Genomic DNA, 21,344 nt, shown 5'->3' with positions numbered 1-21,344 from the left:
AATAAAACAATGCCCTCTTTAGAGCGCCAAGCAAAGCTATATACAGGACGTTGAGTATTTAAACAAGTTGGTAATAAGTGCCGTGGGCGAGTCACATCTTTACTATGAAACTACACCCACAGGAATTGAGGGGCTTGATGTTACAATAGGGGGCGGATTTATTAGGGGCAGAACGTATTTGATCTCTGGCGAAACAGGGACGGCCAAAACTTTAACCGCACTCACGTTTCTCATACAAGGTGCGTTAAAATATGGGGAACCCGGCATATATATATCCGTAGATGAGACATACGAGCAGTTTGTAGAAGGCGCTAGGAGATTTGGATGGGATATTGAAGAACTAAGAGCTAAAGGACTTATCGAGGTTTTAGTGCCGGAGATGGATATTGTAGAGCGTATTAGAGAGAAAGATCCGACCGCGATTGCCAAGTCGCTAGTTGCATCTATTCGTGAATACGTCGTTGCACTAAACGCCCAGAGACTGGTTATTGACCCTATCGCGCCGCTTGTCTCGCTTGACAAAGATGTACAAGTACTTAGGGAATATATCAGGGTATTAGTTATGAGCATAGAGAGAGAGATAGGGACGACCAATATCATTACTACCGAAATACCCTCTGGTTCTGGCGCAATAAGTAGGTATGGAGTTGAGGAGTTTCTAGCGACGGGAGTGTTTATAATGGGTATAGCGAAAACTCGTGACGGAAATTTCAAGAGGGTAATGTTTATAAGAAAAATGCGGTGGAGTCCTGTCCACCCGGGGATTTATGAAATAGAGATTGTCCCAAAAATTGGCGTTGTGGTAAAAGGCCAAGTTAAAGAGCCTCTAGTCCCGGTCACCTACCTACCAACTCTATAATCGCCATTTCACTCTAATGGACAATTATAATACACATTTTACATGAAGAGCCTACGTCTGTCATTAAAAACCCCGCCCGAGAGACTACGGTTATAATATCAGAGGGGTTCGTATCTTCACCACATGTCATAATATCCCGTCTTCATCATAACTCACAACCCCTGAATATAAACTTTATTTAAAGAGCCAAATAAAGCTTCCCTCCAATATTACACTTGTCTTCTAAATCTATAGGTAATGGCGATATAGCTCTGTTACTATACGTATACGTGTCTGAGGTGCCCGTGTTGTTAATACGTCGGAGAGGCTTAGTGGTAAGAAAGACATTGATTAAACATAACAACTCCATAATAGGTGAGTATATATATGTGAGGCGTGGCTTGTTTGAGGCAGAGGCTGAATATGACCTAGAAGATGGCGTATTGTATTACTTACAGATCTGTTGGTTTAATAGATGCATCACGTGGTTTGAAGGCGAGCCTGACAAAATGCCTCCTCTACCTCTTTTAGAGAGAGCCCGTAAGTTCTTTGGAGAACTGGCAAAATTTTCGCAAGCTGCAGAAGCTGCGCTAAAGCTCCTATTTCTTTCCAAGTCTCGGCTATTCTAGGAGGACTGTCTACAGAAACGTCTTGTGGCTATAGTCACAGACGTTTAACCTCAAATCGTTAAGGCCTAGGGCTAAAGACGTCTCTTGTAATATGAGAAAATCCAACCAAGTGTGGTATGTAGGGCGTTCGCTAAGTAGTATGTGGCTGCATGAAGCCACAGCCAGAGGTTGGGGGACGTATCTACATAGGGTTTATCATAGTTCTGTGCATAACTGTCGTCAACCTGATCACACAGATAGAACGGAGAAAGGTGTACGATAACCATATTAATCCTGTTATGGCTCTCATAACGGTTTGCCTCATTTATAGCCGCTCTTCACCGCTCCGATCCTCTGACCGCATTCATCGGCGGTTACAATTTTTACGAAAGATATAAATATCTATATGTTAAGCAACATATGCGCGATATTACTGCAAATAAACTTGCAGAACAGATTATAAATTTGCTAAGAGAATACGGTGAACTAAGTAGTGCAGATATAGCTAAAATACTTGGCGTAAACAGACGCTCTGTAACTGCTATATTAGCTAGGTTAAGAAGAGAAGGTATAGTTGAATATCTAGGTTATTGTTTTGGAGGTCATAGGTGCAATACTAAATGGAGACTTAAAATGAATTAGTTACAATTTACCCCTACTAGTCACAAACATAAGTGAAATTAATATAACATTATGGCGTTTTATTTACGTGGGCTTGTGTACTGTTGCATGGCGCGGAGAAAAGTATCGAATAGAGTGTTCACCTTCTTCTTTACTAAGCATAGCTACAAAAATAGCGGAAATAGAACATATACCATATCTAGAGGTATATAGGGGGTTAGTAAACAGTCTGGAAGATATGTATAGAAACACAAAGCGTAAGATTGATATGCTTCTCTCTGAAAAACAAATCTAAGGTTATTAGCCATATCGCTTATTCAAAAGTTTTTAAACTAGGTAATTCATTGGCGATGGTATGTCGACTAGCATCTTTGGCGAACAACTTCCAAAACATACTAAGATTGAGTATATAGGCGACGTACCCATCATAGAGGAATGCCCCCGTGACATAAAAACTCTCAACGGCGAACCTGTGCTGTTGTTTGGAAAGTGGAGTTTTGAAAATGTCGTAGTGAAAGACCCGGGCTTACGAAGGTATATCTGTCTAAAGCCGGTGCTATTGCCTCACACAGAGGGGCGCTACCAGAAGCATAGGTTTGGAAAGGCTAGAATACCTATCGTTGAACGTCTTATAAACCTAATGATGAGACCTGGACGTAATACTGGCAAAAAACATAAAGCTTATAATATTGTTAAGAGAGCTTTTGATATCATTTATTATAAAACTGGACAGAATCCTATCCAAGTATTGGTAGATGCTATAATTAACGTAGCGCCTAGAGAGGAAGTTACGAGAATAATCATGGGCGGTATTGCTTACACAGTTTCTGTAGATGTCTCACCACAGAGAAGACTAGATCTTGCCCTCCGTTGGATTACCGAAGGTGCAAGGACGTGCTCCTTCAATAATCCAAAACCTATAGAGGAGTGTCTTGCAGACGAAATTATTGCAGCGGCATCAAACGACCCCAGAAGTTACGCAGTTAGAAAGCGCGAAGAGCTTGAACGTATTGCCGCTGCCTCGCGCTAACTGTTTTTAACCACTATATACATAAGACCATGGCCGAGTTGTTTTGGTTTGAGAAGTATCGTCCTCGTTCGTTTGATGAGGTGGTTGATTTGGAGGAGGTTAAGAGTCGGCTTAGGGAGTTTGTGAAGAGTGGTAATATGCCGCATCTCCTCTTCTACGGCCCTCCTGGGACTGGGAAGACTACCATGGCTCTTGTCTTGGCGAGAGAGCTCTATGGCGAGTATTGGCGTGAGAATACGCTAGAGCTCAACGCCTCAGATGAGAGAGGTATAAACGTGATACGGGAGAGGGTGAAGGAGTTCGCCCGCACAGCCCCAGTAGGCAAAGCCCCCTTCAAACTAGTCATACTAGACGAAGCAGACAACATGACAAGCGATGCACAACAAGCACTAAGAAGAATAATGGAAATATACGCACAAAACACAAGATTCATACTACTGGCAAACTACGTCTCACGTATCATAGACCCCATAATTTCAAGATGTGCAGTATTTAGATTCTCTCCAATGCCGCGACATTTAATGGCAGAGAGACTTAAGTATATCGCCAAGAGCGAGGGCGTAGAAGTTAAAGAAGATGCCATAGATTTGATATATGAGCTTTCTGAGGGAGATATGCGCAAAGCTATAAACATATTACAAGTAGCTGCAGCAACAAATAAGATAGTTGATAGAAATGTGGTTGCCGCTGCAGCTGCCGCCATCAGACCTACCGATATAGTGGAACTCTTTAATTTAGCGCTTAGCGGCGATTATTTAAAGGCACGTGAAAAGATGAGAGAGCTTATGTACGTCAAGGGCGTAGCTGGTGTAGATTTCATTAGAGCGTTTCAGAGAGAGCTTATCCGTATGTCTCTAGACGATGAAACAAAGGCAGAGGTAGCAGAGCTTTTAGCCGATGTTGACTATAGATTAACACAAGGCGCCGACGAGGAAATCCAATTATCATATTTCCTCGCCAAGCTTGGCTCTATAGGTAAAAAAATAAGAGCCGCAAGCCCCCCGCCTAAAAAGAGGTAATGGCAATTCCTTGGGTTGAAAAATACCGACCGAAGACGTTTGAGGAAATTGTAAACCAAGAGGAGGCAAAATATACGCTAGCCTCCTGGATATGTGCTAAATTCAAAGCTCCTAGAGAATTCTGCACACGGTGGGCTAAGAAGAAAGATAAAGAAATTGTTGAGGCCAAAGCGGTTCTACTCGCTGGCCCCCCTGGCATTGGAAAGACGACCATTGTCCACGCGTTAGCTAGAGAAATTAAGTACGAACTTATAGAGCTTAATGCCAGCGACGTAAGAACTGGCGAAAGAATTAAACAGGTGGTGGGGAGGGGATTAAGAGAGGCCTCTCTATTTGGCTATGAAGGCAAACTAGTTCTCTTTGACGAAGTAGATGGGCTCCATGTAAAAGAGGATCTAGGCGGACTTGAGACGATAGTCGAAATCATAGAGATCGCAAAAGTGCCCGTGATAATGACTGCAAATAATCCTTATGATCCCAAATTTAGACCTCTGAGAGATATAGCATTGGTTATAAATTTAAAACGGCTTTCGGAGGATGATGTAGTAGAAGTACTTAGGAGAATATGTGCCAACGAGGGGGCTAAATGTGAAGAAGAGGCCTTGAGGAGCATAGCTAAATCTTCCCTCGGCGATTTAAGAGCTGCAATAAACGACCTACAGATGTATTTATCAAGTGGGAAAAAGATACTTACGGTAGACGATATAAAACGGGTTGGCGAGCGAAACCCGCAGCTGTCGATGTTTGAAATTCTCGATAGGGTATATAGAGCGAGATGGTTCGATGAAGCACGCGCAATCTCCTTTAACCCCTCTTTTGATTGGGAACAGTATTTCTTGTGGGCCCTTGAGACAATACCAACAGTATATAAAGACCTCGAACTTATGGCTATTGCGTACGACAGGCTTAGTAAAGCCGACATGTTTCTCGGAAGGATTAAAAAAACACAAGAATGGGAGCTTCTGCCATACGCTTTGGAGCTCTCTCTAGGCGGCATATCTCAAGTAAAAAATAAGCCAAGACTACCGCCATTTATTAAGTATGGGTTCCCACAAAGACTTTTACTACTTGCTAAATCTAAGGAGGCAAGAAGACGACGAGAAGCTTTAGTAGAGTATCTTGCACAAAATTTACACGTCTCTAAGTCTTTTGTCAAGTCAGAACTCATATATGTTCTTTCGGCCATAGCAAAAAAAGACCATAGCATAATAGATAGATTAAGTAAGGCGTTGGGGATAAGTGCGCTAGACATAAAGAATTTGCTACTTTAAAAAGTCTTGAGATGCGTAAAGCTGTTATTATACATACCGTACCTAAAAAAGAAGCTATAGTTGCGAGAGATCTATGCGATTGTTTATATTACTATGATCAGGAGGTAGTATGTAAAGTAGTTACCGTAGGTAGAGTATATGTTTATACATATGTAGAATATCTAGACTATTGTATAAATATGAAATATTTCAGATCACTAATTAAAAAAGTAGAATATAGTGGAGACGTATCACAGCCTTATTTAAAAAGCCTGAGAGACGGTGTTAACAAAAACTTTTAGTATGCTCCTCTATATTGAGTCATATGTAGTCTGAAAGTATTTAAATAAGCCCCGTTTATATCAACATGGGTATTATCATTAATGAGACTGTGTTCTCGCCAAGCTACGTACCTCCCAAACTTCCACATAGAGAACAACAACTTCAACAGCTAGATGAAATGCTTAGCAACTGGCTCAGAAACCCCGGCAACTACTATCCCAGAGTAACTCTCTTGGGCAGGCCTGGTACAGGAAAAACTGTAACGATACGTAAATTATGGGAGTTGCGGCAAAACGAGGCGGTAGCACGTTTTGTATACATAAATGGATTTCTATATCGAAATTTTACAACTATAATAGGCGAAATTGCTAAATCGCTCAACATCCCATTTCCAAGACGTGGGCTAAGCCGTGACGAATTTTTAGCACTTTTAATAGAACACCTACGTGAAAGAGATTTATATCTTCTGTTGGTCTTAGACGACGCCTTTAATTTTACACCAGATATACTATCTACATTCATAAGGCTTGGACAAGAGACTGATAAACTAGGCGCATTTAGAATTGCCCTAGCCGTTGTAGGCCATAGCGACACTATACTCAACAGCCTAGACCCGTCTACCCGAGGAATCATGGGCAAATCTATCATACGTTTTACACCATATACTAAAGACCAAATCTTTGATATTTTATACGAGAGGGCACAATTAGGACTTGCCGAGGGGTCCTACAGCGAGGAGATAATTCAGATGATAGCCGATATAACTGGTGCCCAAAGCCACCTAGATACTAGCAGAGGAGATGCGAGGTTGGCAATCGATATACTTTACCGTGCTGCACATATTGCTCAACAAAGCGGCAGAAGACAGATAATGCCAGAAGATGTGAGAAAGTCGTCTAAAGAGGTATTATTTGGCGTTTCAGAAGAAGTTTTACAAGGGCTGCCGCTCCACGAGAAAATTTTCCTACTAGCTATCGTTAGAACGCTTAAGTCAACACGCGCCCCATATGTAACTTTCGGAGAAGCAGAAGAAGTTTATAAAATGATATGTGAAGAATATAGAGAAAGACCTAGAGTACATAGCCAACTATGGACATACCTTGGGGATTTAAAAGAAAAGGGAATAATTGAGACGAGACAGAACAAAAAAGGCGAGGGGGTGCGCGGACGTACTACGTTGATATCCATAGGCACAGAGCCTTTAGAGACTCTAGAAGCAGTTCTCGTACGGATGATAAACGAGGAACTTAGATGATAGAGAAGATCCTCGGCTCCCCGCTCCGTATACGCATAATTCTGGCCCTCTGGGAAATGGGCGAAATAAATGCCACAGAACTGGCAAAGCGGTTAGAGACAAATTATAGCCAGCTAATCTCCCACATAAAGCTTTTAGCTAGTTATGGATTAGTTGAAGAGAGACGAATAGGCCGTATTAGGCTAGTAAAATTACGGAACTCAGAACTTGTCAAAATGTTGGTAAATGCATTAAAACAAGCCGATGAGAGTATAAAAAGAGGTAAAGCCGATGTAACATATGAATAAAAAGAGACAATACTCATAGGCAACATGGGGGCGCGTTTTGAGCGTTATGTTGTAGATTTACTTCCAGCATTAGGCCTTATACCAAAAACTATACGCTATAAGATATATCGTAATGGAGTAGAAGTTGGAGAAATCGACATACTTGCTACAGACGAAAACGGCAATACTTACGCCATAGAGGTAAAGGCTGGCAGAGTAGATATTAGCGGGATACGGCAAGCCTATATAAATGCAAAATTAATTGGCGCAAAACCTCTTATTATAGCGCGAGGATATGCCGACGAAAACGCACGACAACTTGCAAAAGAATTGGGCGTAGAGGTCGTCCTTCTACCCGATTACGTATTTCTCTCAATAGATGATTTATATACCGTATTTACAAATGCTTTTGCGAGATTCTTAACCACAGTTGTTACGACCGCTACAGCCCTTGAGAGACACGAAATAGAGGCGATAAAAAACTGTCCAGACATCCAGTGTCTTTGTGAGAAAATAAACTGTGATAACCTATTCAACAAAATACCAAGAGAAGCGAGAAATTACGAACTACTGACTACAGTTGTCAGATTAATAACGCATTTACCGAAGCTTTGTAAGTTGCTTAATTACGGCTACTCTCCCCTCTAAAATTATCATTGCAGAAATCTTGGACGTCGTCTCTTGCCGGAGTTTACAACCTGTACTAGCTTTCGTCAAGTGAGAGTTGGTGTTGTTGGTCGCCATCAAGGCTGTTGTTATAAGCAATGCGTTCATCCCCGGCATTGTAGACACGGCCCTGGTGTCGCTCCACGTGTTGTTAATCACGACAGTGTCCACGGGGATCCCGACCTTTGTGACAAGTTTGAGCATATAGCTCATTCTCTCGGGCATGGCCTCGCCGAAATCCCTCACCACGTCCTCTTCCAGCCTCTGGTAGAGCTCAAAGACCTCATAGCCTGGCATCAGGTAGAGGACAGGGATATCTTATGGACATAGGGCGGGTCACCCCTTAGGAAGGGCGCCAGCCGTCCGGGCCTCCTAGGTGCTCTAAAGAGTTTCGAAGATGCTCCTTAAGATAGGACAGTCAATACCATTGCGCCAACTTTTTCAGCCTCTTTCTCATCTGTCTAACGTCGTAGAGGGTTGCGGCCGAGACGTTTTGTGTTCATTGTTCCCAAAACGAAGACCAGAAAACGAGAAATGCATAACCTTGACAATCGGAGACGTTGAACGTCAAGTTATGCTTTTCTCTCGCTTTTAAAACCCGCCGTTGGTCGAAATATGGACGGCGAACTTAGCAACGCTTCTGTCTGTGACGCTCTACGTTGTCATGACGGTTACGGTGGTCTACTTCAGTTGGCAATAATAAAGATATTTACTATTATAGTTTTCCGCCTATGGAGAAACTAGTGGAGGAACTGAAAAGGAAGTTTAGACCAAAGATTAAGCCAATAGAGTGGAAAGGTGACAAGTTAGTACTACTAGACCAGAGATTTCTGCCATTTGAAACCAGATATTTCGAAGCAAGAACCGTCGCCGATGTCGCTGAAGCTATACGCAACATGGTAGTTAGAGGTGCACCTGCCATTGGCATAACGGCGGCATTTGGGATGGTTCTCTCGCTAGTTGAGAAAAAGCCCAGGACAGTAGAGGAGGCGTTAAACACGCTCATGTCAGCAAAGGAGACACTAGCTAAAACTAGACCCACAGCTGTCAATCTCTTCTGGGCACTTGAACGTATGTATAACAAAGCAACAGAAATAGCTACATCAACGGCAACAGTAGACGAGCTTAAATCCGCCCTAGAGGAGGAAGCCAAAAGAATTTTCGAAGAAGAACTCGATGCCGAAATCAGGATAGGGCTTTACGGCGCCGAGCTTTTAGAAAATGGTGACACAGTGCTTACGATTTGCAATGCAGGAGGACTTGCGACAGGAACCGGCTTAGGTACTGCAACTGCCCCTATCTATGTCTCTATGATGTTAGGAAAACAGGTATCCGTAGTTGCGCCAGAGACTAGGCCTTGGCAACAAGGCGCCAGACTTACGGTGTATGAGCTTATTCAAAACGGCGTGCCGACAAAACTCATAGCTGATACAGCCGTGGGTCTTGTAATGCTTAAGCGCCTTGTGAATATCGTCATGGTCGGCGCAGACCGCATTCTTTTAGACGGCCATGTATACAACAAAATAGGTACGCTCAATGAGGCCGTACTTGCTCATGAATTTGGAATTCCATTTTACGTACTAGCGCCGACAAGTACAATAGATCCAAAAAGTAGAGTAGAAGACGTCGAGATAGAGGAGAGAGATCCAGATGAGGTACGTACAGCTAGATCTAACCAAGGCATAGTATATGTCACATTAAAAGAAGTCCCTGTCTACAACCCAGTATTTGACGTCACACCGCCTAAGTATATCACTGGGATCATTACAGAAAAAGGCATAGCGACACAGCCGTTATATAAAAACCTTCGCAAATTGTTGAATATGTAATATAAAAAATGGCGAAAAGATACGCCTATAGTATTTTAAAGTACGGTCTTCGTAAATATACTGTACAAATGTGATAAAATTTTTAAGTAATGCAAATCCTATATTGCAATGCGATTCGAAATCCTAGAAAAAAGACTTGTCGAAGCTTTAATTCTTCTTCTAATTAACGCAAGAGGGAAAGTAGTAAGTATAAAAGCAACGTCATTAGCAAAATTGGCGGGACTAGGCTCCGACCATGGTGCTATTTTAAAGACAGCAAGATTCCTACAAAAATTATCAAGATATAAATTTTTATCAACAGAATATCAATCAAAGAGAAATAAGACATATAGATATATTTTAAAAGCCGATGACGAACTGTGGCAACTGGTTCGTAGAGATCCCGAAAGAGCAAAGGAAATTCTCATAAAAATACTACATGAATGAACCTATACGGTATAGAAATAGATTATGGGCTCTATAAACACTTTCTCGAATATCTCTCCGATAACGAAATAGATGCGCTTTTTCACTCTGTCACAAAGCCCCCCTCTAGATATTATATAAGGGTAAATACTACGAAGATAAGCCGTAGAGACCTAATTAAGAGATTAAACTCCAGGGGAGTTCAGGCATACCCGGACGAACATTTTGACGATGCCCTATGGCTTCCTATAGAGGGGCCTTTTGACATACCGACAGCCAGGAAACAAGTCATAGTTGATAAAAAAGCTGCAGAAAGCGTAATGCTAGGTGCGGATCTTTACGCACCTGGTATCGTAAAGACAGATCACGTCAAGGAAGGCGACGAAGTAAATATAGTGTCAGACAACGGCGTAGTCGTTGCCTTTGGAACTGCTGTTGTAGATAGTGATGAAATCTTAAAGACCCGGAGGGGGTTGTATATAAAGGTAGAAAAATCTCTTTACAAAGCACCAAAGATAAGAGACTTACCTGAGTATAAAGAAGGCTTGTTGTATAGCCAAAGTCTTCCGGCAATAGCTGTGGGACATGTGGCAAAGAGGGTAAGAGCTTCTACAGCGGTAGATCTCAACGCTGCGCCAGGCGGAAAGGCTACACATTTAGCTCAGATAGGGCTACGTATAATAGCTGTAGATAGATCTTGGCCAAAAATAGAAAAGCTAAAAGAAGAGGTTGAGAGACTAGGTCTAGCCGATAGAATTGACGTCGTTTTACATGACAGTAGATATTTAGATAGAGACTTTCCCCGCTTGGTGGCCGATTTGGCTCTAGTAGACCCGCCTTGTACAGACATAGGGGTGCGCCCCAAGATTTATCATAAGGTGACTATAGAGATGGCTAAGACGTTATCTAGATATCAGATCCAGTTTCTCAAGACAGCACTTAAGATAGCACCGACGGTCATATACTCCACCTGCACACTTACGTATATAGAAAATGAGGATGTTATAAGGAAAGTAGGCGCAGAGCCCGTTGATACAGGATTAGAAATAGGCGCCCCTGGGTGGGGATGTCCAGAATGTAGAAGATTCTTACCTCACATACATAATACGCCTGGTTTCTTCATTGCGCTTTTACGCCGCCGGCGTTAGTCTTTAGTCAATATAGCGTCTAGCTCCTCAGTCGTGAGTTTCGGCTCGTCTTGTCTCATCACTTCCTTTAACAGTCTTCTCACATACTCCTCTGCAGCCAAGTACATCCTCGTCACAAGGTTTAGGACGTGGGTCTCTCTTCCACAAACCGCCACGGTATCGTTACTTTCAGCATCCTGTACGTTTGGTTCATAGGCACATGTGGTGTAGAAAAGAAAAGCTAGGAGAGTACGGACTCCTTCCGTATCTCATTCCTAGTGGGAAAACTAGTTTGTTTTACTCTCCTCACGGCGTCTAGTATCAACAGTGCAACGGGTATTGCCAGTGGGAGTAAGGCTTGAGGCAGTTTAGCGACGGCGCCGGTGTTGCGAGCAGCCGGCCGCGCCCGTCCTCGCGGTTGGAACTTTCGGCTTACTCTCTTGTACTCCTTATAACTAACAGAAATTTCTGTCTCGCCACATATATGCACATGTACGCATACAGAACGCTGAGGGTTGAAATCCCCTGGTGTCTTGTCGAGGAGAGGCCAGACATCCTAAACCTCGTGACGCGTATGCACCCAGCGGTGGAGAAGTATGTGAGAAGACTGTTAAAGGAGGTCGTGGGGCAGGAAGGTCTAAGCTCACGACAGAGGAGCTTGACTGCTTGCTTACTCCCGACAGGCGGGAGTTGGCGTACAAGATTATCGAGGAGACGTTCCCAAAGTACGGACTCAAGCAGTATTTCATAAACCAAACCAAAGTATTCTGGCGCGACGTGGCGTTCCACAGGGCGGTTCCGTTAAACACCCAACTGAGAGTTGAGAACGAGAGAGACATGAGTACGGCCGTCTTTGTCGACATCTTTGGGAGTGAGTACTATCAACAGTGTAATGAGCCAGAAATGGGGTGTAATAAGCCAACTATTGCATAAAAGTAGCAAGGTAGCTTAAGTAAGCCTTAGGTTTTGTGAACAAGCAGTTCTAGGAGACCAAGATTTTGGAATTAAAAAATCTTCGCTTGAGTATTATGCCAATACTTATATATTTTCATGCGGCAAAAACAATATGGTTGTTAGGGCTTTATTTCCAAAGGGGAAAGAGCCACGCTATGCATTTGAGGTGCTCGTTAAAACTCTACCAGAGGCGTCCCTAATTTTCTCCCAAGAGGGTATTGTACTCAAAGCGCTCGATCCTACAAAGACCGTGCTATTTGATTTAATATTTCACGCCGCATCTCTTGAGGATTATTTTATAGAGGAGGAAACAAGGGTAGGCCTTATCTTTACCACAATAAAAGACGTCATTAAGCGTATAGGTGCGACAGAAAAACTAGAGCTAGAGGTCGATAAAGAGAATAATAGATTCTCCCTATATGTATATCCAAAGAGAGGGAAGGAGGTCGGCTTAACAAGACGTTTTTCATTTCCAATAGTACAGGTAGTTGAAGAAGAAGTTCCAGAGCTCGCGTTAACCTTTGAAGCATCTTTTGAGATAGACTCCGGCGTTTTTGACGACATATTATCTATGGTAGAGGAGGTATCTGATTGGATACAGATAACGGCGACGCCAGACAAAGTTATATTTAAAGGCATTGGTGAAGGCGGAAAAGTTGCTGAGGCTGAGTTAAGTCAAGAGAGTGAGTCTATATTCAATATCTCGTTGGAAAATTCGGCGTCTTCAAAATATAGCGTAGAGACGCTTAAAGACATCAGCAGTAAGATGAAGAGTTTGTCTAAACGTGTTAAAGTTGAGCTCTCATCAAATAAACCACTTAAGTTGACGTATGAATTCACCACGGGGACTTTTACGGCGGTTATAGCACCTAGAGTAGACTAAAAAATAAAATTCTGTTTCTGAAGAAGAACGTGATGTTAGCTGGTATTGCTGAAAAGTGAAGATAGACACCAAAACTGATTATTTAAATAATGCATATACTGCCGAAATCCACACTACAACTATTAAGACAACTGTAAATGCGTCAAGTATTTTCATCCCTCGTTTAGTTTTTACAAACTCAGCAAGTATCCTCCTAACTCCTAGTCCGCCGTGGATTACCCAACCAGTAGCTATAGTAGCTTCTACGTATCTAAGGTTGTAGTTTAGCTTTCCAAACCCATGTGGATATATAGTGATGGGGTTTGTAGTCATTATAACATCTAGCGGTAACGTGGATATGAAGAGCACTGGTATTGCCACCAACACCCAAAGAGCTGCTAGGAGGAAAACCAACCTAATGGTGCTCTCTCTCATGGTCCCACGTAGAAATGTTGTCCAAAGAATGTTAAATATGGCATATATACCACAGCGGCTAGGCCCACTAATATCATAAAGGCTATATATAGTTTATGAAGTTTTGACGTTCTTAAAGCTGGGAGCGGCTTTATCGGGTCTCTAATCGGCCAGCCCTTTATGACTCCGAACTCTACTAACGCTACTCTAAGGCCGTTGAGACCATGGAATACGATGAATATAAAAAAGAGAGCGCCGAGTAGCTTACCCAACGGAGTTGCGTCAAAACTCTCCGTAACCTCCCACCCTAAAAATGCGTCTGAAAATACACGTCCAAATAAATACAAGACTAGATATATGCCGCTGACTCTTTGTATTGTGAAGAAGAGCCTCTCATAGTTTACATATCTAAACCACTCGCCTAACCCCATGCCAGATCTCATAGTACCAACTTCAGTATTTTTATTAATTCCTTCTTTAGCCATATGTCTAAACATACTAAGGCCTTTTTGCACGTCTTAATAATGCAGCTTTCAGTAATTGTATTGAAAAACCTGGATCGACACCACGTGGACAAACAGCGCTACACGTATAAGCCAGGTGGCAACCCCATACGCCCTCTTCTACGTCGATGATTTTAGCTCGCTCTTTCCAGCCTTGGTCTCTGCTATCCGCGCTCCATCTATATGCAGCATTGAGTGCCATAGGCCCGAGAAATCTCTCGTGGGTGGCAACAACAGGGCAAGCGGCCATACATAAGCCACATTGAATACAATAGGCAAAGTTGTAGTATTTGTCTAACTCCTCGGGCTTTTGCCCAAATTCTCTGTCTGTTTCATAGATTTCTTTTATGTCACGAATTATATAGGGTTTTATCTTCTTAACTTTTTCAAAATCAGGCTCTAAATCTACAACTAGGTCTTTTATCACTTTATGATTCCACAAGGGCTCTATTGTTATTACGTCCGTTTTTAAATCAGAGAGCAATGTTTGACACGCCAGGCGAGGTACGCCATTTATAACCATGCCACATGAGCCACATATAGCCATGCGACAACTATAGCGTACTGCAAGTGTAGGGTCTTGTTCTTCTTTGACTTTAAGTAGAAAATCTAGCACAGAGACTCTTTCCGACGGCGCCTCAACTTTATACTCCTGCCACCAACTCTTTTTACCGTCGTATCTTTTTATTTTTATTACTACTGACTTCATATTAGTACTTCCTTTCCTCTGGTTTCCACTTAGTTATTGTAACCGGAGTATATGTGAGCTTGATCTCTCCCCCGTAGAGATAAGCTACTGTATGTTTCAGCCAATTGACGTCGTCTCTCCTCGGGTAATCAAGTCTATAATGCGCTCCTCTAGACTCAGTTCTTGTATATGCGCCCACTCCTATGACGAGCGCTAGGTCTATCATTCCATCGACCTCTAAGGCATCTTTTAGATTCTGATTGTAGACTTTACTGCTATCAATCACTCTAAACGACTTATACTCCCTAAGTTTTTTAAGTTTGGCGAGCCCCTCGGCCATTGAGGACGCATGTCTAAATGGTCCAAAATGTTCTTCCATTATGTCATTGAGCTGTCTTTTAACCTCATAAGGACTAGGCGCATTGACCTCTTTGTGAAGTAACACGTCAAAGATTCTACTTTCCTCTCTCTTTGCTATATCTAACAGTTTTTCGCTAGGAGATGCAAGAGCCGGGGTCTCCATTGCGTATTTTGCAGCTTGTTCGCCTGTCAACCGCCCCCATACTGAACATTCGCTTAGTGAATTAGAGCCAAGACGGTTTGCTCCGTGAACACTTACGGCTGCCGCCTCGCCAGCGGCCCAAAGGCCCTTAATCCACTTGCCGTCTGCGGTCAATACACGGCCCCACGTATCTGTGTGTATACCTCCCATTGTGTAGTGTACTGCAGGTCTTACCGGGATTGGCTCTGAGAATACATCGATACCTGCATACTTATGTGCCAGTTCGCGTATAAATGGTATCCTTTTGTTTATCTTCTCCTCTCCCAAGTGTCTAAGATCCAGACCTACGTAACACATACCTGTTTCATGTTGGAAGCCCCTCCCCTCTGCACATTCGGTTAGTATCGCCCTTGATACTATATCTCTTGGCGCCAATTCCATCTTTTGTGGGGCGTATCTTTTCATAAACCGTTCTCCCTCTTTATTAATGAGATAACCTCCCTCCCCTCTGGCGGCTTCACTAACAAGTATGCCGCTGGGGACGAGAGCTGTGGGATGCCATTGGACAAATTCCATGTCTTTAATTGCGATGCCCTCTCTTAGTGCATACCCTAGAGTTTCCCCAGTGGTTGAATGTGCCGTAGTGGTGAAGCGGTATAGCCTGCCCGCACCGCCTGTCGCGATGATACCGGCTTTGGCATAGAAGAGTTTAAATTCGCCGGTTTTTAAATCGTAGGCAGTAACTCCTTTGAATTCGCCATTTTCAACTATAAACTTCGTAACAAAATGTTCATGAAATACATGTATATTGTCAAACCTTCTGGTTTCCGAAAAGAGTGTAGACATAATGAAGAAGCCTGTCTTATCGGCGGCAAATGTTGTACGCGGTATTGACATCCCACCAAAAGGTCTCTGTGAAATTCGCCCATCTGGCTCTCGGCTCCAAGGTACGCCGATTCTCTCTAAATAGCGCACCTCTCTGGGGGCGTATTCTACTAATATCTGTACAGCGTCTTGATCTGCGAGAAAATCGCTACCCTTAACTGTGTCATAGGCATGTAATTCAAGAGAGTCCCCTGTCTTTTCAGGGTATAGAACTGCCGACATACCGCCTTCGGCAGATAAGCTATGGCTGCGCATTGCCTGTACCTTTGACAATATTGCAATGGAGATCTTGCCGCCGCTAGTCCAAGCAGCAGCTGTAGCAGCACGCAAGCCGGCAATTCCCGACCCCACTATTACGAGGTCGTATTTTAAAATTTCCATGGAAATCCAGAGGTAGCCGGTATATATTATTATATTTCGACTATAGTCTAAGGCTATATTAACTTACTTAAAGGCTACAAGGTTTTTAACTACATTTCCAAAAAAGAAAGTGAGGCTAAGTGTATCCATAATAAGACAAGATGGGGTAGATGTTTGCGAAGGGCAGGTATTAGCTAGGTGTTGCATAGATGACATATGTGCAGATATTCCACTTAATGCAAGCGTTAGATCAGGTGTCTATGATTTGGAAACGGCGTCTAGAGACCCTGTGTTAAGAGTGTGTATAGATGTATTATCTAGGCAGAGGGAGAGGGGTATAAAGGCATTAAAAGTTTGTAAATCTGGAGATGCCGAAAGATGTGTTAAAAAACTCGCTGAGTATGTACTAACTAAATACGGCGGCCCTATATTACTCGTCGGATTTAACAAAAAAGTTGCCAGTGTTTTATTTTCTCTATCTGAGGGCATAGTTGCTGATGAAGAGGGTAGACTTGTTCCCTACGACTTTGTAGATGTATCAAATCCATATCAGTGGCTAGAAAAGACGCAAGTTGTAGTTGTAGCTCCTGGAGTTTTAGATCGTATCGATATAGCCCAATTGGCGAGAAAAGCTAAAGAATTGGGCAAGCCAGTGGTTATGTATGGCGCCGTTTCGCACGTATATAGAGACTTAGGTATAGAATACTTCTGTCCACACGGGCTAAAAATACAGTAAAGTAAAATATATAAGACCTCAAGTATTTAGTAAATGTGTACTTTTATGAAAAGTCTGCTGGCGCAGTGGTATATACCATAGATCACGGCGAGGTATTGTATCTGTTACTACATGGGAGATATGGATGGGACTTCCCCCATGGTATAGTTCGTCTACGTGAAACAGACGAGGCGGCTGCACTCAGAGAAATATTAGAGGAGACAGGGCTGAAGGTGGAGCTAGTCCCCTCATTTAGAGAGGAGATACGGTACAAGTATTCTAAAAGGGGACACACAATATATAGAGAAGTCATATATTTCTTAGCTAAAAGCCGCGAAAGAACAGTCAAGTTATCTAGAGAACATGACGCTTATGTGTGGGCCGCTAGAGAAAAGGCACTTAGACTAATAACTAGAGACGAAACAAGGGCGGTCTTGCTTAGAGCTTGGAGAAAAATTCTAGAAATTGAAAAAATTAGCTAATTACGGACACGCCCTCAACTACGTAGAATGGATATTTTGCAAAGTTGTTTCCGCTGGTTCTATAAACAGTCGCAAAACTCGGCGAGTACATCAACGCCACATAGTCGACAAATAGGGGCGTTCTTATAAAGTACATATTGAAACTTAAATCGGAACCGACGGCTACCATAGGCACCACAAATCCGCCTCCTAGCACATTTGCAGTCTTATACACGAGGTCGTATCCAATCGGCGGCGGGCTAAGCATGAAGTTTACATACGGCGACACGGTAGACAACACCGGCATATCGCGTGGGTCTCTGAATGGTCTAACCACGCCATTTATCTGCTCACTTGTGCCACAGCCGCCATAAAGCGATGTTCTAACCAATATTGCAAAGCTATTGCTTGTGACCACCGGATACGACGCCGACATTGTCGTATATACAAGACCGCTCACTGGTACGGGCACAGCAAATGAGACAGAGGGTAGAGTCACAATTTTTGTCCGTCCATTAGTCCCAGTCCAGACGAATCTGCCGGAGCCTAGGTAGCGATGGAAGGAGATTCCCTGGTTCCAGAAGTACCCAGCGAAGAAGCCGCCGTCAGTTATAGCATAGACTATCAGGGAGGTGTTGGCGCATTTCCAGCCGAAGTCTACGTAGAGACCCCTTGCTAAGGTCGGCGTTGAGATATAGTAGACGCGCCAGTCGCCAGACTCGTATCTCCAAAGCCAGTCATTTGCGCCCCTGACCTCGCTGGCGTTATACCAACTGTCCGACCTCCCAGCAGTGAGGATATAGACCTCATTTATACGTACGCTTGTTCTAACTATGTAGCTCAGCGGCACCACATAGCTAGTCCCATTTATGTTAAATACGATCAGTCTCTCGTATACTGTGGGGGCCGCAGTTGCTGGCGCCACCACGCGTACTGTAAACATATAGCTCTGGCGCGGCCTCAGTGTGATAGTTGCCGGCGTTATCTGTACATCGGTTGCCGGCGCCCTCTTGTAGGCTATAACCTCTACTGTGACAGGGACGGATGGTGGATATGGCGTTCTGACGGGCCTAATATCAATCCTTATGATAAGTCTCTGGTTTGGCGCAAGTCTAACGCCGGGTTTTGTAACTGACACCTCCACGGCTGTGCCACGTTGATATCCGTAGTTGAGCCAAGTCAGCTCGTTTATGGAAATAGCGCCGTTGTTATCTAAGTCTGTCCAGCCAAATGCCCAGAGGACAGGTCTTACATTTTCGGCGTAGTTAAACTCTGGGTCAAAAACTGAGAAGCTGTAGGAGAGTCTAAACACAACTAGGTCTGCCTGTCTAATTATATTTTCATCAAAGCCCAGTTGTTGCATTGTAAAGTAACCACCCACAGTTCTTACAGGAATAGTCAAGGTAACCAACTTTTTATAAATTGGGGTAAGTGTTGCCGCATATGTAGATACAGTGACTGTGGAGTTGAGCGATGTGACATAGACAAAGCCCACGGCTTGTCCGCCGGGGATAGTTGCTAGATACAAACTCGTCATGCCGATAGTTGGTTGCGTAACTCTGGTCTGTAGATAAGTGGCCCATTGTGTGGGTAATAGATTGTTCATTAGATAACCGAAATAAAGCGGTATGTTGACTCTCCATTGGAAATCCCACGAGGTGCCGAGATTTACAGACGAGTCCGTCCTGAACAGAGCTACAGGCGCCTTGGGGACCGGCAGTCCGTAGTAGCTTCTAGCGGCAATCACTGCGGCTGTAGCATTTACAAATCCATGACCTGCGGTAAACGGTGTGTACCCAATATCAATTGCCGTACTTGTAATAAATTGTCTAACTAAATACGGATCCACCACAGCCGGATCGGTTTTGTCCATAACCGAACTCAACACTAGAGCAACAACGCCAGCTGTAAGCGGCGTTGCTTGGGAAGTCCCGCCAAAGATATCCCAATCTTCCGCGATGCCATAGTAATATTTGCCCCAGCCGACGGGATACGCCGCTATTCCGAAAGCTCCAATGTTTACAACATCGGGCTTCACATAGCCGGCAGGCGTAGGCCCTCTAAGAGACCAACTGATGATATCGCCCCATCTAAAGCCATAAAACGGTGTGCCTAAGGCGAGCCAGAAGTGTCCGCTGGTCGCCGCTCCCACGGTTATTGCGCCAACGGCGGCACCTGGGCTAGTTATTGTGCCAAAGCCGTAACCTCCGTTGCCGCCTGCCTGGATAATCACTATACCTGGGTAGTTCCGGTCTAAAAACCTCGGAGCCGCTAGCCCGTTAATTACTGCCGACTCGAAGTCGTAGCCAAATGCGGCGTAATCATAGATAAAGGTAGAGATCCCCCAGCTGTTGCTAATCACATGCGCCCTCTTCTGGCCAGTCCAGTACCACTGCCCGTTCTGGTTCACGTCGAAGCCGGCTGCCCACATCATGCCTGCCTCCACCATGCCCCACCACAGGCCTTTCACCCCTAGCACCTTGGCGCCCGGTGCTATGCCAATCAGTCTCTGTGGGCCTAGGTAGCCGAGGTTATACACCGCCTTCCCCCTGCCAGCGGCTACAGAGCTACAGGCCGTGCCGTGGCTGTGGAAATCGTAGAATATGCTGAGGTAATTACCAGCTAAATCCCAACCCGGGTAGAACTTTGCGTAGGAGTCGAACCACCGGCCCCAGTCGTAGAAGTAGCCGCCGGCGACGCCCAGGCTGACCGTCGGTGCCGTCGGGTTGTCCACGATGAGCCTATTTCCGAAGTACCTAAGCTCGGGGTCGTCCGCGAAGTTGCAGTTGCCGTTTATATCAACACGTGCGGCCGTGTATACGCCCGGCTGGTCGGGGTCGTACATAACAACGCCGACGTTTACATATCCGCCATACCATGGGATGTAGAGATTGGTCATGCCGAATTTAAAGACGCCGCTACGGCTGACCAGCCCCGCCACCGCGTAGTTGCACCTCGCTGTTATGTTGTGGACAAACACGCCGTCGATTACGTAGAAGGTCTTGCCGCCTACGGGGAGATACCCCCCAGAGGCCGTCACAGGAATGAGCAACACGACTTGGGACTCGTCTGCGTCTAAGACGAGAGGCTCAAGCGACTGGACTTGGCTAAGTAGAAGCGCCGCCGCCTGGCCTCTCAACGTCTTGTACTGAAGCGTAGTTCCGACCAGCGCTATGGTAGACGCAATTATCTCTCTGCCGTCGGTAGTTTTTATAAGCCAGGCGAGGGCGTCTTGTAAATCTGGATGTCCGTAGTCAACGCCGGTGTCTACAACAGCAATTACGACGCCTGTCCCATTGACGCCAAATAATTGTTCCACCTTTGTAGCCCCTATGATCTCTCTCATGACTGGGAGGTTAGGCTGTGGCATACCCATGTCGGTTTCAGCCAGCGAGCGAATTTCTGCAAAGAACTCACGTGGAGGAACTTCGGGGAGGGCTTTTATATAGACAAACTTGACATATGGAGATTCAATTACAGCCTTAAGAGATCTGGCAGGGCCTTTATAGTATAGTTCTGTAGCCGTATTGCCAAATCTGCCTTGTAGAAAAACCCCGTTGACCACCATTGTGACTATCTTAGTCTCTTTTCCAACTACTTTTAATTGTTGAAATTCCGGCTTTACACCCCACTGAGACGCAAACGAGTATAAGTCTGAAACCACGACCTTTGCCAACACCGGCATATCTGTGTCAAGCACCGTCGGATTTACGCCAGAGACAACTTGTGCATATACAACTATTGTAAATATGGGTATTACAGCTAGGAGAGATCTTATACCCATATAGAGAAATTAAATTGGTT

23 protein-coding genes and 2 pseudogenes are annotated in these 21,344 nt (G+C 44.2%); 18 read left to right on the top strand and 7 right to left on the bottom strand.

Annotated features, from left to right (window positions below; genetic code table 11):
• Positions 1-82: 82 nt before the first annotated feature.
• The 11 genes from ACZ49R_RS06200 to ACZ49R_RS06150 all read left to right on the top strand — a co-directional run bounded on the left by ACZ49R_RS06200 (position 83) and on the right by ACZ49R_RS06150 (position 7,817).
• A complete protein-coding gene (locus tag ACZ49R_RS06200) occupies positions 83-859 on the top strand; it encodes an ATPase domain-containing protein (protein WP_011762405.1) in 777 nt (258 codons plus the stop codon).
• Between the two features lie 215 nt (positions 860-1,074).
• Positions 1,075-1,467: a hypothetical protein gene (locus tag ACZ49R_RS06195; RefSeq protein WP_464732389.1), complete on the top strand. Its 393-nt coding sequence runs from the start codon at positions 1,075-1,077 to the stop codon at positions 1,465-1,467.
• Positions 1,468-1,866: 399 nt separating this feature from the next.
• Complete coding sequence (locus tag ACZ49R_RS06190; protein ID WP_011762407.1) at positions 1,867-2,088, top strand: winged helix-turn-helix transcriptional regulator; 222 nt, start codon at positions 1,867-1,869, stop codon at positions 2,086-2,088.
• Between the two features lie 67 nt (positions 2,089-2,155).
• Complete coding sequence (locus ACZ49R_RS06185; protein WP_011762408.1) at positions 2,156-2,362, top strand: hypothetical protein; 207 nt, start codon at positions 2,156-2,158, stop codon at positions 2,360-2,362.
• Between the two features lie 60 nt (positions 2,363-2,422).
• Entirely contained in the window at positions 2,423-3,097 is a 675-nt protein-coding gene (locus tag ACZ49R_RS06180) for a 30S ribosomal protein S7 (protein WP_464732388.1), read from the top strand.
• A gap of 29 nt (positions 3,098-3,126) precedes the next feature.
• A complete protein-coding gene (locus tag ACZ49R_RS06175; protein WP_464732387.1) occupies positions 3,127-4,116 on the top strand; it encodes a replication factor C small subunit in 990 nt (329 codons plus the stop codon).
• Positions 4,116-5,387, top strand: a complete 1,272-nt coding sequence (locus ACZ49R_RS06170; RefSeq protein ID WP_464732386.1) for a replication factor C large subunit — start codon at positions 4,116-4,118, stop codon at positions 5,385-5,387. The genes ACZ49R_RS06175 and ACZ49R_RS06170 overlap by 1 nt, the downstream gene beginning before the upstream one ends.
• 11 nt (positions 5,388-5,398) lie before the next feature.
• Complete coding sequence (locus ACZ49R_RS06165) at positions 5,399-5,668, top strand: DUF3195 domain-containing protein (RefSeq protein ID WP_464732385.1); 270 nt, start codon at positions 5,399-5,401, stop codon at positions 5,666-5,668.
• A 65-nt stretch (positions 5,669-5,733) separates the two neighbouring features.
• Positions 5,734-6,903: an ORC1-type DNA replication protein gene (locus tag ACZ49R_RS06160; RefSeq protein WP_464732384.1), complete on the top strand. Its 1,170-nt coding sequence runs from the start codon at positions 5,734-5,736 to the stop codon at positions 6,901-6,903.
• A complete protein-coding gene (locus ACZ49R_RS06155) occupies positions 6,900-7,190 on the top strand; it encodes an ArsR/SmtB family transcription factor (protein ID WP_011762414.1) in 291 nt (96 codons plus the stop codon). Before ACZ49R_RS06160 ends, ACZ49R_RS06155 begins: the two co-directional genes overlap by 4 nt.
• Positions 7,191-7,214: 24 nt before the next feature.
• A complete protein-coding gene (locus tag ACZ49R_RS06150) occupies positions 7,215-7,817 on the top strand; it encodes an endonuclease NucS domain-containing protein (protein WP_464732383.1) in 603 nt (200 codons plus the stop codon).
• Here ACZ49R_RS06150 and ACZ49R_RS06145 read toward each other — a convergent pair.
• Positions 7,770-8,132, bottom strand: a complete 363-nt coding sequence (locus ACZ49R_RS06145) for a hypothetical protein (protein WP_464732382.1) — start codon at positions 8,130-8,132, stop codon at positions 7,770-7,772. The genes ACZ49R_RS06150 and ACZ49R_RS06145 overlap by 48 nt on opposite strands.
• Positions 8,133-8,566: 434 nt before the next feature.
• Here ACZ49R_RS06145 and ACZ49R_RS06140 point away from each other — a divergent pair, with 434 nt between their 5' ends.
• The 3 genes from ACZ49R_RS06140 (at position 8,567) to ACZ49R_RS06130 (ending at position 11,217) form a co-directional block, all read left to right on the top strand.
• Positions 8,567-9,664 (top strand): S-methyl-5-thioribose-1-phosphate isomerase, encoded by a 1,098-nt coding sequence (locus tag ACZ49R_RS06140; protein WP_464732381.1) that lies wholly within the window; start codon positions 8,567-8,569, stop codon positions 9,662-9,664.
• 108 nt (positions 9,665-9,772) lie between these two features.
• Entirely contained in the window at positions 9,773-10,090 is a 318-nt protein-coding gene (locus tag ACZ49R_RS06135; protein ID WP_464732380.1) for a hypothetical protein, read from the top strand.
• Positions 10,087-11,217: a PUA domain-containing protein gene (locus ACZ49R_RS06130; RefSeq protein WP_464732379.1), complete on the top strand. Its 1,131-nt coding sequence runs from the start codon at positions 10,087-10,089 to the stop codon at positions 11,215-11,217. The genes ACZ49R_RS06135 and ACZ49R_RS06130 overlap by 4 nt, the downstream gene beginning before the upstream one ends.
• Here ACZ49R_RS06130 and ACZ49R_RS06125 read toward each other — a convergent pair.
• Positions 11,217-11,410: pseudogene (locus ACZ49R_RS06125) on the bottom strand (zinc ribbon domain-containing protein); the annotation flags it as partial. The gene ACZ49R_RS06130 and the pseudogene ACZ49R_RS06125 overlap by 1 nt on opposite strands.
• 276 nt (positions 11,411-11,686) lie before the next feature.
• On the opposite strand from ACZ49R_RS06125, the pseudogene ACZ49R_RS06120 reads away from it, so the two are divergent.
• Positions 11,687-12,060 (top strand): annotated as a pseudogene (locus ACZ49R_RS06120) (zinc ribbon domain-containing protein); the annotation flags it as partial.
• 202 nt (positions 12,061-12,262) lie between these two features.
• The gene (locus ACZ49R_RS06115) at positions 12,263-13,033 is read left to right on the top strand and encodes a DNA polymerase sliding clamp (protein ID WP_464732378.1); all 771 of its coding nucleotides are present in this window, start codon (positions 12,263-12,265) and stop codon (positions 13,031-13,033) included.
• Positions 13,034-13,111: 78 nt separating this feature from the next.
• Here ACZ49R_RS06115 and ACZ49R_RS06110 read toward each other — a convergent pair whose 3' ends face one another.
• Genes ACZ49R_RS06110 through ACZ49R_RS06095 form a run of 4 tightly spaced genes read right to left on the bottom strand, consistent with a single transcriptional unit; the run spans position 13,112 to position 16,385 of the window.
• Positions 13,112-13,447: a succinate dehydrogenase gene (locus ACZ49R_RS06110; protein WP_464732377.1), complete on the bottom strand. Its 336-nt coding sequence runs from the start codon at positions 13,445-13,447 to the stop codon at positions 13,112-13,114.
• Complete coding sequence (locus ACZ49R_RS06105; protein ID WP_464732376.1) at positions 13,444-13,911, bottom strand: succinate dehydrogenase/fumarate reductase transmembrane subunit; 468 nt, start codon at positions 13,909-13,911, stop codon at positions 13,444-13,446. Before ACZ49R_RS06105 ends, ACZ49R_RS06110 begins: the two co-directional genes overlap by 4 nt.
• A gap of 13 nt (positions 13,912-13,924) precedes the next feature.
• Positions 13,925-14,638, bottom strand: a complete 714-nt coding sequence (locus ACZ49R_RS06100) for a succinate dehydrogenase iron-sulfur subunit (protein ID WP_464732375.1) — start codon at positions 14,636-14,638, stop codon at positions 13,925-13,927.
• Between the two features lies 1 nt (position 14,639).
• The gene (locus tag ACZ49R_RS06095) at positions 14,640-16,385 is read right to left on the bottom strand and encodes a succinate dehydrogenase/fumarate reductase flavoprotein subunit (RefSeq protein ID WP_464732374.1); all 1,746 of its coding nucleotides are present in this window, start codon (positions 16,383-16,385) and stop codon (positions 14,640-14,642) included.
• Between the two features lie 109 nt (positions 16,386-16,494).
• Here ACZ49R_RS06095 and ACZ49R_RS06090 point away from each other — a divergent pair, with 109 nt between their 5' ends.
• Together ACZ49R_RS06090 and ACZ49R_RS06085 are read left to right on the top strand one after the other, a co-directional pair.
• Positions 16,495-17,100 carry a hypothetical protein gene (locus ACZ49R_RS06090; protein WP_464732373.1) on the top strand — a complete coding sequence of 202 codons (606 nt, stop codon included), beginning with the start codon at positions 16,495-16,497 and terminating at the stop codon, positions 17,098-17,100.
• Between the two features lie 35 nt (positions 17,101-17,135).
• On the top strand, positions 17,136-17,561 hold the full coding sequence (locus ACZ49R_RS06085; protein ID WP_464732372.1) for a bis(5'-nucleosyl)-tetraphosphatase: 426 nt from the start codon (positions 17,136-17,138) through the stop codon (positions 17,559-17,561).
• Here ACZ49R_RS06085 and ACZ49R_RS06080 read toward each other — a convergent pair.
• Entirely contained in the window at positions 17,554-21,324 is a 3,771-nt protein-coding gene (locus ACZ49R_RS06080) for a S8 family serine peptidase (RefSeq protein WP_464732371.1), read from the bottom strand. The genes ACZ49R_RS06085 and ACZ49R_RS06080 overlap by 8 nt on opposite strands.
• Positions 21,325-21,344: the final 20 nt, after the last annotated feature.

This window comes from Pyrobaculum organotrophum (genome assembly GCF_055384425.1).
This window is presented reverse-complemented; position numbering and strand designations above follow the sequence as displayed.

What these genes read in the sequence shown, in the direction of transcription:
- ACZ49R_RS06190 (WP_011762407.1), top strand. Translation starts at nt 1,867, where the DNA reads ATGCGCGATATTACTGCAAATAAACTTGCAGAACAGATTATAAATTTG.
- ACZ49R_RS06180 (WP_464732388.1), top strand. Translation starts at nt 2,423, where the DNA reads ATGTCGACTAGCATCTTTGGCGAACAACTTCCAAAACATACTAAGATT.
- ACZ49R_RS06175 (WP_464732387.1), top strand. Translation starts at nt 3,127, where the DNA reads ATGGCCGAGTTGTTTTGGTTTGAGAAGTATCGTCCTCGTTCGTTTGAT.
- ACZ49R_RS06170 (WP_464732386.1), top strand. Translation starts at nt 4,116, where the DNA reads ATGGCAATTCCTTGGGTTGAAAAATACCGACCGAAGACGTTTGAGGAA.
- ACZ49R_RS06165 (WP_464732385.1), top strand. Translation starts at nt 5,399, where the DNA reads ATGCGTAAAGCTGTTATTATACATACCGTACCTAAAAAAGAAGCTATA.
- ACZ49R_RS06160 (WP_464732384.1), top strand. Translation starts at nt 5,734, where the DNA reads ATGGGTATTATCATTAATGAGACTGTGTTCTCGCCAAGCTACGTACCT.
- ACZ49R_RS06155 (WP_011762414.1), top strand. Translation starts at nt 6,900, where the DNA reads ATGATAGAGAAGATCCTCGGCTCCCCGCTCCGTATACGCATAATTCTG.
- ACZ49R_RS06150 (WP_464732383.1), top strand. Translation starts at nt 7,215, where the DNA reads ATGGGGGCGCGTTTTGAGCGTTATGTTGTAGATTTACTTCCAGCATTA.
- ACZ49R_RS06145 (WP_464732382.1), bottom strand. Translation starts at nt 8,132, where the DNA reads ATGCCAGGCTATGAGGTCTTTGAGCTCTACCAGAGGCTGGAAGAGGAC.
- ACZ49R_RS06140 (WP_464732381.1), top strand. Translation starts at nt 8,567, where the DNA reads ATGGAGAAACTAGTGGAGGAACTGAAAAGGAAGTTTAGACCAAAGATT.
- ACZ49R_RS06135 (WP_464732380.1), top strand. Translation starts at nt 9,773, where the DNA reads ATGCGATTCGAAATCCTAGAAAAAAGACTTGTCGAAGCTTTAATTCTT.
- ACZ49R_RS06130 (WP_464732379.1), top strand. Translation starts at nt 10,087, where the DNA reads ATGAACCTATACGGTATAGAAATAGATTATGGGCTCTATAAACACTTT.
- ACZ49R_RS06115 (WP_464732378.1), top strand. Translation starts at nt 12,263, where the DNA reads ATGGTTGTTAGGGCTTTATTTCCAAAGGGGAAAGAGCCACGCTATGCA.
- ACZ49R_RS06110 (WP_464732377.1), bottom strand. Translation starts at nt 13,447, where the DNA reads ATGAGAGAGAGCACCATTAGGTTGGTTTTCCTCCTAGCAGCTCTTTGG.
- ACZ49R_RS06105 (WP_464732376.1), bottom strand. Translation starts at nt 13,911, where the DNA reads ATGGCTAAAGAAGGAATTAATAAAAATACTGAAGTTGGTACTATGAGA.
- ACZ49R_RS06100 (WP_464732375.1), bottom strand. Translation starts at nt 14,638, where the DNA reads ATGAAGTCAGTAGTAATAAAAATAAAAAGATACGACGGTAAAAAGAGT.
- ACZ49R_RS06095 (WP_464732374.1), bottom strand. Translation starts at nt 16,385, where the DNA reads ATGGAAATTTTAAAATACGACCTCGTAATAGTGGGGTCGGGAATTGCC.
- ACZ49R_RS06080 (WP_464732371.1), bottom strand. Translation starts at nt 21,324, where the DNA reads ATGGGTATAAGATCTCTCCTAGCTGTAATACCCATATTTACAATAGTT.